At 68.4% G+C, this 15,810-nt stretch carries 13 protein-coding genes; 10 read left to right on the plus strand and 3 right to left on the minus strand.

Annotation, left to right across the window (positions count from 1 at the left end; all coding sequences use genetic code 11):
- The first annotated feature begins 30 nt into the window (after positions 1–30).
- From KA419_01520 to KA419_01545, 6 genes are all read left to right on the plus strand, one after another.
- Positions 31–522: a phosphatidylglycerophosphatase A gene (locus KA419_01520; GenBank protein ID MBP7864601.1), complete on the plus strand. Its 492-nt coding sequence runs from the start codon at positions 31–33 to the stop codon at positions 520–522.
- Between the two features lie 602 nt (positions 523–1,124).
- On the plus strand, positions 1,125–2,546 hold the full coding sequence (locus KA419_01525) for an aldehyde dehydrogenase family protein (protein ID MBP7864602.1): 1,422 nt from the start codon (positions 1,125–1,127) through the stop codon (positions 2,544–2,546).
- Positions 2,547–2,558: 12 nt separating this feature from the next.
- The gene (locus KA419_01530) at positions 2,559–2,849 is read left to right on the plus strand and encodes an STAS domain-containing protein (GenBank protein MBP7864603.1); all 291 of its coding nucleotides are present in this window, start codon (positions 2,559–2,561) and stop codon (positions 2,847–2,849) included.
- Positions 2,850–3,327: 478 nt separating this feature from the next.
- Entirely contained in the window at positions 3,328–3,648 is a 321-nt protein-coding gene (locus KA419_01535; protein MBP7864604.1) for a TusE/DsrC/DsvC family sulfur relay protein, read from the plus strand.
- A 6-nt stretch (positions 3,649–3,654) separates the two neighbouring features.
- Entirely contained in the window at positions 3,655–4,311 is a 657-nt protein-coding gene (locus KA419_01540; protein ID MBP7864605.1) for a hypothetical protein, read from the plus strand.
- A complete protein-coding gene (locus KA419_01545) occupies positions 4,308–5,627 on the plus strand; it encodes a (Fe-S)-binding protein (protein MBP7864606.1) in 1,320 nt (439 codons plus the stop codon). Before KA419_01540 ends, KA419_01545 begins: the two co-directional genes overlap by 4 nt.
- 220 nt (positions 5,628–5,847) lie before the next feature.
- Here the strand turns inward: KA419_01545 and KA419_01550 are convergent, their stop codons facing one another.
- The gene (locus KA419_01550) at positions 5,848–7,092 is read right to left on the minus strand and encodes an aminotransferase class I/II-fold pyridoxal phosphate-dependent enzyme (protein MBP7864607.1); all 1,245 of its coding nucleotides are present in this window, start codon (positions 7,090–7,092) and stop codon (positions 5,848–5,850) included.
- Between the two features lie 140 nt (positions 7,093–7,232).
- Between KA419_01550 and KA419_01555 the strand changes: the two genes are divergently transcribed.
- Positions 7,233–7,799: a YbhB/YbcL family Raf kinase inhibitor-like protein gene (locus KA419_01555; protein ID MBP7864608.1), complete on the plus strand. Its 567-nt coding sequence runs from the start codon at positions 7,233–7,235 to the stop codon at positions 7,797–7,799.
- A 56-nt stretch (positions 7,800–7,855) separates the two neighbouring features.
- Positions 7,856–10,966 (plus strand): O-antigen ligase family protein, encoded by a 3,111-nt coding sequence (locus KA419_01560; protein ID MBP7864609.1) that lies wholly within the window; start codon positions 7,856–7,858, stop codon positions 10,964–10,966.
- Positions 10,967–10,970: 4 nt separating this feature from the next.
- Here KA419_01560 and KA419_01565 read toward each other — a convergent pair whose 3' ends face one another.
- Positions 10,971–12,338, minus strand: coding sequence for an FAD-binding oxidoreductase (locus KA419_01565; GenBank protein MBP7864610.1), 1,368 nt, complete (start codon positions 12,336–12,338; stop codon positions 10,971–10,973).
- Positions 12,335–12,658, minus strand: a complete 324-nt coding sequence (locus KA419_01570; protein MBP7864611.1) for a PilZ domain-containing protein — start codon at positions 12,656–12,658, stop codon at positions 12,335–12,337. Before KA419_01570 ends, KA419_01565 begins: the two co-directional genes overlap by 4 nt.
- Positions 12,659–13,135: 477 nt before the next feature.
- On the opposite strand from KA419_01570, the gene KA419_01575 reads away from it, so the two are divergent.
- Together KA419_01575 and KA419_01580 are read left to right on the plus strand one after the other, a co-directional pair.
- Entirely contained in the window at positions 13,136–14,563 is a 1,428-nt protein-coding gene (locus tag KA419_01575) for an O-acetylhomoserine aminocarboxypropyltransferase/cysteine synthase (GenBank protein ID MBP7864612.1), read from the plus strand.
- 215 nt (positions 14,564–14,778) lie between these two features.
- Positions 14,779–15,801, plus strand: a complete 1,023-nt coding sequence (locus tag KA419_01580; GenBank protein MBP7864613.1) for a homoserine dehydrogenase — start codon at positions 14,779–14,781, stop codon at positions 15,799–15,801.
- Positions 15,802–15,810 lie beyond the last annotated feature (9 nt).

A 15,810-nucleotide genomic window follows, 5' to 3' on the forward strand; every position in this document is an offset into this window, starting at 1 on the left:
CGAGACCGCGGTGAACTAGGGTATCCGACCATGCGTCGCGTTTCCAGGGCGGCCGCTTATGCCACCGCCACGTTCTTCGGCTGCGGGTACTGCCCGGTGGCCCCCGGGACCGCCGGGTCCCTGGGGGCCCTCCTCCTCTACCTCCCGCTCCGGCCCTTCTTCACGGCGAACCCCCTGCTGTTCGGGGCCGCCGTCGCCGGCCTCGCCGCGGCGGGCGTCCTGGCCGCGGGGACCGTGGCCCGGTCGGAAGGGAAGGAGGACCCCTCCCTGGTCGTGATCGACGAAGCGGCAGGCCAGTGGCTCGCCCTGCTTCTCCTGCCGGTGATTTCCTGGAAAACCGCCTCGCTCTCCTTCCTGCTGTTCCGCGCCTTCGACATCTGGAAACCCTGCCCGGCCGCCCAGGCGGAGCGCCTCCCGGGCGGGGTCGGGATCATGGCGGACGACCTGGTGGCCGGCCTCTACGCCAACCTGGTCGTACAGGCCCTCTGTCTCGTCCCCGGCGCCCTCCCTTTCCTGTCCTGACCCCTGTCCTCGTCATCACCACCAACATCGGTATCGGTATCGGTATCGGTATCGGTATCGCTATCGGTATCGCTATCGGCATCGCTATCGGTATCGCTATCGGTATCGCCATCGCCATCGCCATCGCTCCCCCCCCCTCTCCCCGGCCCGATCAACCGGAAAGCCGGCGCTCCGGCGGCCTGCGCGCCTTGCTCCTGAGGTTTGTTAAAAAGCGGCGCTCCGTCAGACCTCCGCGCCGCACTCCCCAGGACATTCCCACCGGCACTCCGTCAGACCTCCGCGCCGCACTCCCCAGGACATTCCCACCGGCGCTCCGTGAGACCTCCGCGCCGCACTCCCCAGAGCGTTCCTGGCGGCGCGCGGGGCGGTTTGAGGTTCATGGGGGGGGGGCGCCTTGCACCGTCGCCTTGCCCCGCGGCGCTTCTCGTGAGATAATGGATCGACCTCAACCTGGAAAGGCTTGCCGAAACGCCGTCACGAGGTGAGCTTTCAGGACGGCCCCGGCAGGGACCGGGCTCGAGGGCGACGGCAAAACCGATTGCGAGACCGATACCGATCCCGACGCATCGGGGTGTCCGGACATAGATCGACGAGGAGGAACCATGGGGATCGACGTCCAGGCCGTGATGGGCAACGCGCGGTGCGCCGCCGCCGTCTTCGGCCAGCTCGACCAGGAACACACCGACCGGATCGCCCGGACGGTCTGTCGCGTGGGCTTCAACCACCGGGTCCGGCTCGCGAAAATGGCCGTGGAGGAGACCGGCATCGGGAAGTGGGAAGACCAGGTGATGGAGAATGTGCTGGCCACGCACCTCCTCTGGGAGCGCATCGGCCCCATGAAAACCGTCGGCGTCCTCGGCGAGGACGACGCGGCGGGCATCACGGAAATCGCCCAGCCTGTCGGGCCCGTCCTGGCCGTCATCCCCCCGGCCGGCCCGACCGCGTCCACGCTCTTCAGCATCCTCCTGGCGCTGAAGACCCGGAACCCCGTCGTCGTCTGCGCCCACCGGGACGCCGTCCGCAGCAGCTTCGAGACGGCCCGCCTGTGCTACGAGGCCGCCCTGGCGAAGGACGCCCCCGAACACTGCATCCAGTGGGTGCTCCCGGATACGCCCGACGCGCTGCGTGCGCTCGCGGGCCACCCCGCCGTGGCCCGGGTCCTGTCCGGGGGGGACGTCCGGCCCCCCGGCGATCAGGCTCTCTGCGGCCCCCCCGGCGCGGGCACGGCAACGGGCGGCGTGCCGGTCCTGGTGGAGCGGACCGCCGACATCCCCTTCACGGCGGACCAGGTCCTCCTGTCCCGGACCTTCGACCACGGGGCCGGCTTCTGCAGCGAGCAGGCCCTCGTTGCGATGCCGGAGGTGGCCGACCGGCTGCGCGGGGAGCTGGCCGCCCGGGGCGCCCGCTTCCTCTCCCCGGACGAGATCGCCCGGCTCGAGGCCGTGGTGTTCGACCGGGAACGGGGGGGCGTGCGCGACGACGCCGTGGGGCGCCCCGCCAAAACCCTCGCCGCCCGCGCCGGGATCGCCGCCGCGGGGGACGTCCGGCTCCTGGTCGCCCCGCTGTCCGTGACCGACCGGGAGCACCCGCTCGCCGGCGCGATCCCGGCGCCGATCCTGGCCTGCTTCGAGGCCGAGGACTTCGAGCAAGCCCTCAACCTGTGCATCGGCCTGGGCGGCCGGGGGGATGCGGCCCGCACGGCCGTGATCTTCTCCAACGACGAGTCCTGCATCCGGCGCTTCGCGGCCCTCATGAACGCGGGGCGGATCCTGGTCAACACCCCGGCCGCCCAGGGCGGGACGGGCTGCGTTTACAACAGCCTGGACCCCTCGCTGGCCCTCATGTGCGGGATCGGCGGGAAATGCGTCGCCACCGGCGACGTCTCCGCCGGCCACCTGCTGAACATCCAGCGCATCGCCCGGCGCCGGCCCAACCGGCGGCTGTTCGCCTTTGACCGGGAGCGTTTCCTGGACGATTCGGTGGACGCGTCCGAGGTGGAGCGCGTCTGGCGGAAGAACGAGTGACGAGGAGGAACCATGGTGGAATACGAGGAATCCGGCGCCGGCCTCCGGTGCGTTTTCAGCGGCAAGCTGGACACCCTGGCCTGCCAGTCCTTCGAGACCGGCCTGGCAAATCGCGTCCGGCGGGCCCCCGGGGCAGTGGCGTTCGACCTGGCCGCGGTCTTCTACGTCTCGTCGAGTTTCCTCCGGCTGTGCATCCAGACGGCGAAGGAACGTTCCGGGACCGGCTTCGCCATCGTCAACCCCAGTCCCGACGTGCAGAAGGTCCTCCTGATCGCCGGCCTGGACAAGCTGGTGAAAAGCTGAAGCTCCCTTTGTCAACCCCCGCCCCCGGCGCACGGGAGCGTGCCCCCATTCCCGGAAAGCGGCAGCGCGTCTTCGAGCTGCCCTTGGACTGCAGCGAGGCTTCGAACTGCCGCTTTGGTTTTGTCGCCCTCGCCGCCACCGGGGGGCGGGAGTGGACGAAAGGACCAAAGGGACCCAAAGGGCCCGAAGGACGGCGAGGACCCGGCTCGGGACCGAGGCCCGGACTCATGCCGCAATTGGCTGGCCATGTTACGGTTCCGCCTCACGCCAAGACGCGAAGACGCCAAGCCTGATGCACCCGCAAACAGTCGGAAAACGAGCGGAAAAGTGTCTGTAAGACCTTTGTTTGAGCCATCACCCGGAGGGTAATGGTACTTTTTTCGACCGCGTCAAACTTCCGCTTGTGTCACCACTTCGGGGGTTGCGCGGCCGGCATGGGGTGGGGTATAGTCGCGGCATTTCGTGAGGCGAGGTCGACATGCCTGAACTCAACTGCGACGGAAAGACGCTGGAACTGAACGAGGACGGTTTCCTGGTCCGCCCCGAGGAGTGGGACGACGGGGTGGCGCTGGCGCTGGCCCGAAACCAGGAAGGGCTCGAGACCCTCACCGACGAGCACTGGGCCGTCGTGCGGCTGATCCGGTCCCACTACCTCGAGAAGCAGCTGGCCCCCATGGTGCGGCTGATCTGCAAGACCACGGGGCTGCCCCTGCGCCGCATCTACGAACTCTTCCCGTCGGGTCCCGCCAAGGGGGCCTGCAAGGTCGCCGGCCTCCCCAAGCCCGACGGCTGCGTGTGACGGTCCGTGCCCGCCTGGTCCTTCCTCGAGATCGGCGTCCTGGTGTCCGCCCTCGTCGGGGCGGCGGGGCTGGGTCTTTCCCTGCGCCGGACGGCGGCGTTCGGACGGCGTGAGCCCTTTGCCCGGGCCGCCGGGAAGGCGGGGGAGGGCGTGCGCTTCTTCTTCACCGCCGGGATGCTGCCCAGGCACAAGGAGAGCGCGCGGGACCACGCCCTCGTCTACCTGGCCGGGGTGCTCTACCACGGCGGCATCTTCCTGGCCCTGCTGGGCCTTTTCCTCGGCCTCTTCCGCGTCCCCGTGCCCGCCGTCGCCGCCCGGGCCGCCGGGTGGGTCGTCCTGGCCGCGCTGGCCGCCGGCCTGGGGCTCCTGGTCAAGCGGGTGGTCACCCCGGGGACACGGCGTTTGAGCGTGCCTGACGACTTCCTGTCCAACTTCCTGGTGGACCTCTTCCTGGCCGGCTGCCTCCTGGCCTCCGTCGACCCGGCCTGGGGCACCCCGGCGGGGATCGCCGCCATTGTTCTGTTCCTGTACGCTCCCTTGGGCAAGATCCGACATTGTGCCTACTTCTTCGTTTCGCGGCTGACCCTGGGCGCGTTCTTCGGGCGCCGCGGGGTCTACCCGCCGAAGCCGTCCCCCGCCCCCGGCCCGCAGGTGAACCCATGAGCGAATCCCCTTCGGTCACGCCCCCTGCCCCGGAACTCACCCGGGAGGACGTGAAGGTCATCCTTCAGGCCTTCTTCGACAAGCTGGACGCCGGGAAGGCGGCCGGCCTCAACGCCTGCGTCCACTGCGGGCTCTGCGCCGAGAGCTGCCACTACGCCCTGACCCACGACGAGATCGAGGCCGTCCCCGGGTGGAAACTCGACCTGGCGGGGCGGGTCTTCCGCCGCCACTTCACCCTCGCCGGCAGGCTGTTCCCCGCGCTGACCGGCGCGAAGACGCTGGACCCGGGCCTCGTGGCCGAGTGGGTGGACTCCCTCTTCGGGCGGTGCACCCTCTGCGGGCGCTGCTCCCTCAACTGCTCGGTGGGCATCCAGATCCCCGCCATTGTCCGGGCGGCCCGGGGCGCCCTGGCGGCCAGGGGGCTCGTCCCCTCCGACCTGCAGTCCACGGTGGACCTGGCGGTGAACGTGGGCAACAACATGGGGATCACCCGCGAGGAGTGGATCGAGACCGTGGAGTGGCTCGAGGAGGAACTGCGGGGCGAGAGCGGCGACCCCGGGGCCCGGATCCCCTTCGACGCGGAAGGGGCGCGGGTGCTCTACACGGTCAACCCCCGGGAGCCCAAGTTCTTCCCCCTCTCCCTCCTGGCGGCCGCCCGGATCTTCCACGCGGCCGGGGAGAACTGGACCCTCTCCCGGGACTACTACGACGTCACGAACTACGGGCTGTTCAGCGGCGACGACGTGGCCGCCGGGACGATCTCGGGGCACCTGGCGGACACCATGCGGCGGCTGGGGGCGAAGGTCCTGGTCCTGGGCGAGTGCGGGCACGGCTTCGCCGCCAACCGCTGGGAAGCCCCCGAGTGGCTGCGGGAGAGATACGGCTTCGAAGTGATCAGCTTCGTCGAGCTGTTGTGGGACTACCTCCGCGACGGGAAAATCCGGGTGGACCCCTCGCGCGTCCCCCAGCGCGTCACCCTCCACGACCCGTGCAACCTGGTGCGCCACGGCGGCGTGACGGAGCCTCAGCGCGAGGTCCTGCGCCGCGCCGTGGCCGACTTCGTGGAGATGACCCCCAACCGAGACCAGAACTTCTGCTGCGGCGGGGGCGGCGGCCAGCTCGCCATGAGCCGCTTCGCGAAACGCCGCCTGAAGGCCGGGAAGGTCAAGGCCGACCAGATCGCCCGGACCGGCGCGAAGATCGTGGCGGCCCCCTGTCACAACTGCATCGACCAGCTCATGGACCTGAACAAGGAATACAAGCTCGGCGTCACCGTCAAGTCCCTCGGCGAGATCGTCGCCGACGCGCTGGTGTAACCCTCTTCGCCGCGGCCGTGGTGCGGGCTTCAGTTCAATGCCCCTGACTTTTCGCTTCGGCTGCGTGAAGATCGGCTGCCGCGAGCCTGTTCGTCCGGCTTTGCGGCCTTGGCGGCCTTGCGGGATGACCATCCGGAATGGCTCTCGCCAAGGCGCCAAGCCCGCCAAGAAAACGCGGACACCGCCGGGACGCCTGTGTTGTCAGCGAGGGTTACGAAGCTCACCGCATGGCTTGCTCGAGGTCGGCGATGAGGTCCTCGGGGGCTTCGAGGCCCACCGAGAGGCGGATCATGTTGGGGGTGATCCCCGCGTGGACCTTCTCCTCGTCGGACATGTCGGCGTGGGTCATGGAATAGGGGTGCTCGATGAGGGTCTCGATGCCGCCGAGGCTCACCGCCAGCTTCATGAGCTTCAGCCGGTTCAGGATGGCGAAGGCCTCGGGCTCGCCCCCCTCGATCCAGAAGGAGATGAGGGACCCGGTGCCGGTGCACTGGCTCCGGAACAGCTCCACCTGGTAGTCGCCCATCTCGGGGAAACCGGGGTAGGCCACCCGTTGCACCCGTTTGTGATCCTTCAGGTAACGGGCCACTTCCACGGCGTTTTCCTGCTGCTTTTCCATGCGGAGCTGGAGGGTGCCCAGGCTGCGGAGGATCAGCCAGGCGGTGTCGGGGTCGGAGTTGGACCCCAGGATGGTGCGGACCGCTTTGACCTGGCCGATCAATTCCTTCGACCCCAGCACCAGGCCGGCCACCAGGTCGGAGTGACCGCCGATGAACTTGGTGGCGGAGTAGATGCACAGGTCGGCGCCGAAGGCGGCCGGACAGCAGAAGATGGGCCCCATGAACGTGTTGTCCACCGCCAGCACGATTTTTCGCTCCGGAGTGCTGTACTTGAGAGCCACCTTGCGGGCGGCGCCGATGTCGGTCAGCACGATGGTGGGGTTCGCCGGCGACTCGATGTAGATCATCTTCACCGTCGGGTCTTTTTTCACGAGGTCCTCGATGACCTCCCGGCGGCTGCCGGCGGGGAACGGCACGGCCCGGATGTTATAGTTGGGGAGCATCTTTCGGAAGAGGTACTCGGTGCCGCCGTAGAGGGGGTCCGAGAAGGCGATGGTGTCGCCGGGGCGCAGCAGGGCCAGGCAGGTGCCGGAGATGGCCCCCATGCCCGAGGAGAACAGGGCGGCGGCCTCGGTGTTGTCCCATGCCGAAATCTTGTCCTCCACCATCTCGGAGTTGGGGTTGTTCACCCGGGTGTAGATGAGGGAGGGGGTCTCCCCCTTCCGGGGCTGTTCCATCCCGTAGGCGATGGCGAAAGCCCGCTTGCCTTCCTCGGCGGACTTGAACACGAAGGTGGAGGTCCGGAAGACCGGCGGGATGGCCGCCCCTTCCGACCACTGGGGGTTGTAGCCCTTCTCGAAGATCACGGTCTGCGGGTTCCATCGCTTGCGAGGCTTGTCAGTCATGGGATCCTCCTGGTGATTTTCAGCGGACTGGAGGGGCGATTTTACCTGAAGAAATGCCGTTTGTCGTGGGAAATTTCGAATTCCTTGACACTCCCCGCACCGCGGGATACAATCGGTTCAACCTGTCCGGAGGTGCTTTCATGAAGCGTTTCGCTGTGGCTCTGTCGTCTTTCGCGATCCTCCTGTGCGCCGTTTCCTGCACGAAGGATCGGGCGGGGAGCCAGGGGGGCGCTCCGTCCGGGTCGGGTTTCTCCCTCACCAGCCCGGCATTCGCCGACGACAGCCCCATGCCGGCCCTCTACTCCCTCGAGGGGGGGAACAAGACCCCGCCCCTGGCCTGGAGCAAGGTCCCCGAGGGGACGCAGTCGCTGGTGCTCATCTGCCACGACCCCGACGCCCCGGGCGGCAACTTCACGCACTGGCTGGCCTGGGACATCCCCCCCGCGATCGGCAGGCTGGAGGAGGGCCAACCGAAGACCGGCCTGATGATGTGCGGCGGCGCCCAGGGGCTCAACGACTTCGGCCTCATCGGCTGGGACGGGCCCTCCCCGCCCTCGGGGACCCACCGCTACATGTTCACCCTGATCGCCCTGGACACGCCCAAACTTCCCCTCGATCCCGGGAAAGCCCTGCGGAGCGACGTCGACAAGCACCTGCAGGGGCATGAGAAGGGCCGGGCCCTCCTGACGGGCACCTTCTCGAAATAGGGGGCCGCGGTGGCCATCCCCCGGCTCTTCGTCGGCGGCCTCCCCCCCGGTGCCCCATGAAGCTCCTCCCCGCCGCGAGCACCCGGAGCCTGCGCGCCCTGGCGGAAGCCGTTCTCCTGAGCACCGTCTGCCTGGTCCCGGTCTTCTTCAACCCTTACTCCAAGCGCTGTTTCGATCCCGACCGGTCCGCGCTGCTCCGCGGGTTCGCCTTCGTGGCGGCCGCCTGCCTCGCGGGTTACCTCTGGGCGAGGTGGACGTCCCCCCACCCCCACGACCCCGCGCGCAAGGGCGACTCCCTCGACCAGGCCGCCACCCGGGGCATCCTCGGGGCGATCGGGTTCTACCTGTTTTCCCTGACCCTGTCCACCCTCTTCTCGCTCTCCCCTTCCACGAGCTTCTTCGGCCCCTACGACCGCGGCGGGGGACTCCTCACGGTGCTGTCGGGGATGTGCTTCTTCGTACTCATCCGGGTCTTCGTGACCACCCGGCCCCAGATGGAACGGGTCCTCCTCGCGATGGTGGCGGTTTCCGTCCCCGTGGCCGTGTACGCCATCTGCCAGCGCGCGGGGTTCGACGCGGTCAAGTGGTCCAACTACTTCAACGGGAGAGTGGGCTCCACCCTTGGAAACCCCATCTTCCTGGGAAGTTTCATCCTCCTGACGTTCATGGTCACGCTGCGGCAGCTCTGGCTGGCGGCCCGGGACGTGATGTCCCACGGCTGGCAGGGCGGCGGGAGGGTCGCCAGGGTGTCCCTCTTCGGCATCGCCGCGCTGCTCCAGTTGACCGCCCTCCTGCTGAGCGGCAGCCGGGGCCCCTTCCTGGCCCTGTTCGCCGCCCTGCTGGTGATCGGGATCCTCCTCCTCCTCCAGCGCGGGAAAGTCCGCGCGGCGGTGGTGCTCGTCGGCGTCCCCGCCCTGGCGGCGGGCATGATGATGGTGGGGCAGCGGGCCCTGGACAAGGTCCAGGTCCCCCACCACGTTTCCCACCTCTTCCGTCTCCTGGATGCCGAGGAGGGGAACAGCCGCGTCCGGTTGCTCATCTGGAGGGGGCTGGCCCGGATGGCGGTGAACTGGAGCACCCTGAGCGACGCCGAGGGGAACCCCGACCGCTTCACCCGGCTGCGGCCGCTGCTGGGTTACGGCCCCGAAACGGTCCAGCTGGTCTTCGACCGGTACTACTCCCCGGAACTGGGCCGGCTGGAGTCCCGGGCGGCCATGATCGACCGCTGCCACAACGAGTCGTGGGAGGCGCTGGCCTGTCGGGGGTGGGTCGGCCTCCTGGCGCAACTCGGCCTGTTCCTCGCCCTTTTCTCCTTCGGGGTGCACCAGCTGGGCCTGAGCCCGACCCGGCGGCACCGTCGGAGGTTCCTGCTCTACACCATCGGGGCCGGGATCGGCGGCGGCCTCCTCCTGAGCCTGCTCCGGGGGCCGGAATACGGGATGCTGGGAACGTCCGGCGGCCTGGTCGCGGGGATCCTGCTTTACCTGTTCCTCTTCGCCCGGCGCCTCCACCCGCCGCCCCACCCCCCGGTCGAGCAGGACCTGACCGTCGTCTTCCTCTTCGGGGGGGTGATCGGCTTTTTCGTCGAGACCCAGTTCGGGTTTTCCACGGTGACCACCACCTTGTGGTTCTGGGTCTTCTCCGGTCTCCTCGTCGCAGCCCCGGCGTGTTTTCGCCACACCGGGCCGGAACACGGCGCACACCCCCCGGAGGAGGAAACGCCGCCCGACACCGTCTGGATCGCCCTCACGGGTTCCGTGACGGCCTTCTCCCTGTTCTTCAGCCTGTCGTCCATCCCCTACCCGCCGACCGGCCTTTTCCGCCAGTTCATCCGCATCCTGTCCGGCCCTGCCGGCATCATCCTGGCCGTGACCCTGCTCTGGTCGGCCCTGGCCGTGGCCGCCACCGGCCGCGGCGCCGGGGGGTGGCGCCGCACCCTGCGTCGTCAATTCGCGATGCTGGCCGTGTTCACCGTGCCGTTGGCCTTTTTCGGGATGTGGGTGGCCTGGCTGCAGTCCGCCAGCACGCGGCTCCCCCTGGATCCTCCGGCAGCCCGCGTGGCGCGGGCTGGGGCCGTTGGGAACGTCCTGGGGGTCGTCATCGCCGGTTTCGCCGTGATCGTCGTCCTGGTGGCCATCCGGCTCAGGTCCCGAAGCTCGGCGCCCCCCGCCGGCCACGTCACGGACGCGATCCCCGGGTCCCTGGCGGGCGGGTTGATCGCGGTGGCGGTCATTGCGGCCTGGTTCGCCGGCTTCCAGGGGACCACCGCGGACCGGTTCGCCCAGGAGGCGGAATTCGCCGCCGGTCGGCAGTCCTGGGACCTCTCCGTCGCCGCGGGGATGCGGGCGCACCTCCTCGCCCGCGAGGAGCCGGTCTACGCGGCCAACCTCGGCCGGTATTACCAACGCAAGGCCATGGCCGCCACGTCCCCGACCCTGGCGGACAAACTGGCCATCGAGGCGGAGCACTACCTCGGCCTCGCGCTCTTCCACTGCCCCTGGCGGGCGACCTACACCCTGACCCTGGCCGATCTCTACCAGTGGCGGGCCGCGGAGGCGGTCTGGCCGGGTGCGGTGCAGGTCTACGCCGACAAGGCGGACCGGTACTACCTGGAGTCGGTCCGCCTGGCCCCCTACAACCCCATCTACCGCAACAACCGGGCAAAACTCTACATCCGGGTCCTCCAGCAACCCGAGCGCGCGATGGTCATCCTCCAGGGCTCCCTGCAGCTCGACCCCCTCTTCGGGAGCACCCACCTCCTGCTGGGAGAGTGTTTCTATGCCATCGGCAGCGAGCATTGCGTCGGCGGGGAGCGGTACGCCGTCTTCCGCCGGGCGCTCAACCACTATCTCCTCGGTTTCCAGTACGGCAACCCCTGGGAGATCGAGACGCCCGCCGAGGCGAGGCTGAACATGGCCCGTCTCTGCGTGGAGCTGGGGGACAAGGCCGGCTTCACCGCCCAGAACACGCTGGCCCTCAAGAGCGCTGCCGCCGACGAACGGGAGTGGATCACCGGGGAACTGCTCCGCCTCGAGCGACGCCTGGCCCGCCGGGAGACTTTCGACCGGGACGGGCATCCCCGGCGGCCGAAACACTCCACCTTCCGACGCTACGCCCCCGCCGCGGAGCGCGAGAACCTTCGCAAGACCGCGGTGCCCGTGATGTGAGGGGTCAGTCGAACAGGTTTCCCGGCGCGAGAACGCCCCGCGGGTCCGCCGCCCGCTTGAAGGCGCGCATCCATTCCAGGACGACGGGGGGATACATGTAGGCCAGGAATTCCTTCTTGGTTTTCCCGATGCCATGCTCGGCACTGATCGTTCCCCCCAGGCCGCACACGTGCCGGCACATGGCGTGGACGGCCCTTCGGGCCGCACGGAGGGCGGTTTCGTCGGGGGCGAGAAGGTTGAAGTGGGGGTGCCCGTTCCCGAGGTGGCCGAAGCAGAAGACCTCGCCCAGGCCCTCCGCGGCGCACATGCCCCGCACGGCCGGGACGACGTCCGGGAGCAGGCGGTAATCCACCGCCCAGTCGGTCGAGAGCTTCCGCCCGCCCCGGTCCCGGTAGCGAATCCCCTGCTCGTTGAGACCGGACGGGATGGCGTGGCGAAAGTCCCGCATCTGCTGCTTCCGCGCGCGGGTGTCGCCCACGACGGTGTCGTCGACGACGGCCCCGAGGCCCTCGAGCCTCTCCAGCCAGGCCTCGAGGGCCGTCTCGGCCCCGCCTTCGGCGACCTCCTCCTCGAAGAACAGCATGCCGCCCGGGTGGGCGGGCAGTGCGGCGGCCTTTTCACGGCGCAGCAGGTTCAGACAGGCAAGGTCGAAGTACTCCAGGCAGCGGACCGGCCAACGGGCGTCGCGGATGGCGGTCACGGCGCGCAGGGTGTCCGCCTCGCCCGGGAAAAAAGCGAAGACGGCGAGGTAATCCGCGGGGGGGGGAAGACACTGCACCTCCACCTCCGTGATGACGCCCAGCGTCCCCTCGGAGCCGATGAAGAGCTGCAGCGGGTCCTGGAAACCGAAGTACCCCGCGGCGTTCTTGTCCACGGACGCCGCGCGAAGTTCCAGGGCCCGCCCGTCCGCCAGGACCGCCCGGATCCGCCGGACCCATTTCCGCGTCGCGCCGTACTTGAGGGTCCTCGCCCCGGAAGCGTTGGTGGCCACGGCCCCGCCCAGGGTGCAGTCGTTCTCGCTGGTGGGGTCGGGGGGAAAGAACAAACCGTTCTCCTCGAGCGTCCGCTTGAATTCGCCGAGATTCACCCCGGGCCGGGCGACGGCGGTCAACGGGCCGGGGCGGATGTCCACCACCCCCGACAGCTTTTCCGTGGAGAGCAGGAAGCCCTCGTGGCAGACGCACCCGCCCGTGGTGGAGGATCGCAGGGCGGTCGGCGTCACCTTCCGGCCGGACGCGGCGCCGTCTCTGAGGATCTCGGCGACCTCCGCCTCGTCCGCGGGGCGGTAGAGCCCCTCGGGCGACCCCCGGTAGCCCAGGGCGTCGGAATTGTAGGCTTCGAGGATGTCCGGGTCGGAGAGGGGGGCGTTCACTTGACGACCCAGTTGTCGTCGCGTTCGAGGAACATCACGCCCATCTTCTGGATGCCGTCCGACTCGTCCATCCAGACGCCGCGGACGGAAACGATGGCGCTGAAACGGAACTTGACGCCGCTGACCTTGAGGATGGCGCCGGGGGCCACCCGGGCGGTGGTGCAGATACAGGCTCCGGTGAGGCTGACGTCCACGGTCGTGGCCGTCTCCTTGAACGGGTTGCCCGCGAAGTCCACCCCCTCGATTTCCAGGGCGACCTTGAGCGGCACCCTCACGGCGCGCCGCCGGTCTTCCTTCCGCTGGCTGTTGTCGAAGTCCATGCCGATCCCCCGCCAATCCCGCCTGCGCCCCGCCGCCCCTCCGAAGGCAAGGCTTGCGTGAAAAGGATATTATAGCGTCCGGAACGATACCGGGCAATGCTTTTGGGACCCGTCCCGGGAAATTCGTTTGCATTCCCGCCGGGGCCGGATATAATGAAGGTGCAGTTTGTCGAAGCCTTGGAAGACTATGCAGGACCCGGCCATCCACGTACCGCTCGGTTCGTCCGGGACGGAAGCCCCGGGTCCCCGTCTGCCCTGGATGAGAGGTCCCCATTTCTCCCCCGCGGTGAAACGGCCGCCGGACGGCCACCGGGCCTTCGTGTGCTCCGGCAGTTCCCCACCCCGGCCCCGACCGCGGTAACCCCGCCCCCCCCAGAGTCGCACCCTTCGCATCGGTCCGCCCCCGGGCGCTTTCGCCGGACGTGAACGCCCCCGACGGGCCGGGCCGGGCCACAACCCGAGGGAACCGGAGGAAAGATGAACAAGCAGAGCGACGTGATCGTGACCGAGAAAATGCAGCACTACATCGACACCAACAATGCCTACCTCGAGAAGCGCCGGCGTTACATCCAGGACGTGGTCAAGAAGTGGCGCTTCGACACCATCGCCGTCCACGGCGTCTACTCGGTGGAAGAGGCCATCGAGGACTACCAGGGCGCCATCATCGAGCCCGTGTTCATGAGCACCTCCCAGGCCTACCGTGACTCCGCCGAGATGGCGGCCGCCCTGGCCTACCTGATCCCCACCTGGTGCTACTCCCGCATCGCCAACCCGTCCACCTACTACTACGAGTGGACCCTGGCCCTCCTGGAGGGGTACGGCTTCGAGGGCGAGACCTCGGCCTGCTCCACCTCCTCGGGGATGGCTGCCATCATGACGGCGGTGCAGCCCTTCGTGGTGCACACCAAGCACCACGTCAACGAGCCCCGGAACTTCCTCGCCACCGCCCAGTGCTACGGGGGGACGTTCCAGCAGTTCAACGTCCGCCTGATGGAGGAACGCGACGTCGAGTGCCGCTGGGTGGTCGACCCCACCAACCTGGACGAGTGGGCCAGCAAGATCGACGAAAACACCCGCTTCCTCTACGGCGAACTGCCCAGCAACCCGGCCCTGGGGTTCTTCGACATCCAGGCGGTGGCCGACCTGGCCCACAGCCACAACATCCCGCTGATCGTGGACAGCACCGTGGCCACGCCGGCCCTGATCCGGCCCATCTGCCACGGGGCGGACATCGTGGTGCAGTCCACCACCAAGAGCATCGCCTGCAGCGGGTTCGGCATCTCCGGCGCCATGATCGCCCGCAAGGGCCTCGTCAGCAACATTCCCAACGATCAACTGAAAGCGGACTTCGCCCTTTACACCAAGTACCTCCCCAACCGGGACTACGGCCCGAATCTCCACCCCCTCCAGGCCGTCCTCACGCTCAACGACCTGCGGACACTGCGGAAACGGATGGATTTCCTGAGCCGGAACACCCTCAAGGTCGCCGAGTGGCTCGAGAAGCACCCCGCGGTGGAGAGCGTGCAGTACCTGGGCCTGAAAAACCACCCGCTCCACGAACTGGCGAGCCGCTACATGTGGCTCGTGGACGCGGAGCACGACGAGGAGTACGGCAAGCCGGTGAACCGGTACGGCCACCTGATGTCCTTCTGCGTCAAGGGCGGGCAGGAGGAGACCTGGAAGGTCTTCGACGGTTTGAAACGGATCTGGCGGGCCACGGACCTGGGGCGCATCAAGAGCGTCGCCACCATCCCGGCCATCTCCACGCACCAGCAGCAGGGGGAGGAGGGCCGAAAGCTGGCCCACATCCCCGGCAACCTGATCCGGTTGTGCGTGGGTGCGGAACACCCCGACGACATCATCGCCGATCTCGACCAGGCGCTCAACGCCGCCGGGAGGAAATGAAGAAGGCCTCTCGCAAAGACGCCAAGACGCGGAGCCTCGCAAAGAAAAAAGCGTATCGCCCTTTTGGGTTTCGTTTCGAGTCCTGGTGACAATGCGGTTTTGCGTGAGGCCGACACCGGGATATGCCCGGTTTTCGGAAGACGTGATCCGGGGGCCATCCTACGCAGGTGGCCGGATTGACCGCACGGGAAAAAATCAGGTATTGAGGAGGATACATGAAAAGACTGCTGTTTGTCGGGTTCGGAACCGTCGGCCAGGGCCTGGCCGAACTGCTCCTGGAAAAACGGGAGGAACTGGAGAGGGATTTCGGCCTCGCGTGGCGATGCGTCGGCATCGCGGACCTGCTCAAGGGCTCGGTGTACCACCGGGACGGCATCGACCTCGCCAAGGCGCTGGAGACCGTGAAAGGCGGGGGCGACCTCAAGGACTGGCCGGAGGCCTGGAGCGGCGACGCCCTCTCCCTCATCGGCGAGGTCAGCGCGGACGTGCTCCTGGAGGCTTCCTACACGGACATCAAGACCGCCGAGCCCGCCACCTCCCACATCCGCGCGGCCATGCAGCGGGGGATGGACGTGGTGACCACCAACAAGGGCCCCCTGGCGCTCCACTACCCGGAACTCCAGGCGCTGGCCGTCGATCGGGACGTCCAGTTCCTCTTCGAGGGGACCGTGATGAGCGGGACGCCCTCCCTGAACCTGATCCGCGAGTGCCTGGCGGGGAGCGGGATCGAGGAGATCCGCGGCATCCTCAACGGCACCACAAACTACATCCTCACCCGGATGGAGGAGGGGCTCTCTTACGAAGACGCCCTGAAGAAGGCCCAGGAACTGGGGTACGCCGAGGCCGTCCCCGACGCCGACGTCCTGGGCTGGGACGCCCTGGCCAAGGTCACCATCCTGGCCAACGTGGTCTTCGGCGCCGACAAGAAGCCCTTCGACTACCCCTGCGAGGGGATCACCGGGATCACGGCGGAGGCCATCGCGAAGGCAAAGGAGGAAGGGAAGCGGTTCAAGCTCATCGGGCGGGTCTGGACGGAGGACGGCGAGGTGAAGGCCTCGGTGTCGCCCCAGGAGATCCCCCTGAGCCACCCGCTGGCCAGCGTGATGAACGCCACCAACGCCATCACCATCCGCTCGAGGGCCATGGGGGACGTGACCATCGTCGGCGCCGGCGCCGGCCGGACGGAGACGGGCTTCTCCATGCTGACGGACCTCATCCACATCGCCCGATGGCGTTGAAGGAGGGGC

This window comes from Acidobacteriota bacterium, assembly GCA_018001935.1.
Lineage (GTDB): Bacteria > Acidobacteriota > JAAYUB01 > JAAYUB01 > JAAYUB01 > JAGNHB01.

Coding starts and splice junctions, on each gene's coding strand:
- KA419_01530 (MBP7864603.1), top strand. CDS start 2,559: ATGGTGGAATACGAGGAATCCGGCGCCGGCCTCCGGTGCGTTTTCAGC.
- KA419_01520 (MBP7864601.1), top strand. CDS start 31: ATGCGTCGCGTTTCCAGGGCGGCCGCTTATGCCACCGCCACGTTCTTC.
- KA419_01535 (MBP7864604.1), top strand. CDS start 3,328: ATGCCTGAACTCAACTGCGACGGAAAGACGCTGGAACTGAACGAGGAC.
- KA419_01560 (MBP7864609.1), top strand. CDS start 7,856: ATGAAGCTCCTCCCCGCCGCGAGCACCCGGAGCCTGCGCGCCCTGGCG.
- KA419_01575 (MBP7864612.1), top strand. CDS start 13,136: ATGAACAAGCAGAGCGACGTGATCGTGACCGAGAAAATGCAGCACTAC.
- KA419_01555 (MBP7864608.1), top strand. CDS start 7,233: ATGAAGCGTTTCGCTGTGGCTCTGTCGTCTTTCGCGATCCTCCTGTGC.
- KA419_01525 (MBP7864602.1), top strand. CDS start 1,125: ATGGGGATCGACGTCCAGGCCGTGATGGGCAACGCGCGGTGCGCCGCC.
- KA419_01550 (MBP7864607.1), bottom strand. CDS start 7,092: ATGACTGACAAGCCTCGCAAGCGATGGAACCCGCAGACCGTGATCTTC.
- KA419_01580 (MBP7864613.1), top strand. CDS start 14,779: ATGAAAAGACTGCTGTTTGTCGGGTTCGGAACCGTCGGCCAGGGCCTG.
- KA419_01570 (MBP7864611.1), bottom strand. CDS start 12,658: ATGGACTTCGACAACAGCCAGCGGAAGGAAGACCGGCGGCGCGCCGTG.
- KA419_01545 (MBP7864606.1), top strand. CDS start 4,308: ATGAGCGAATCCCCTTCGGTCACGCCCCCTGCCCCGGAACTCACCCGG.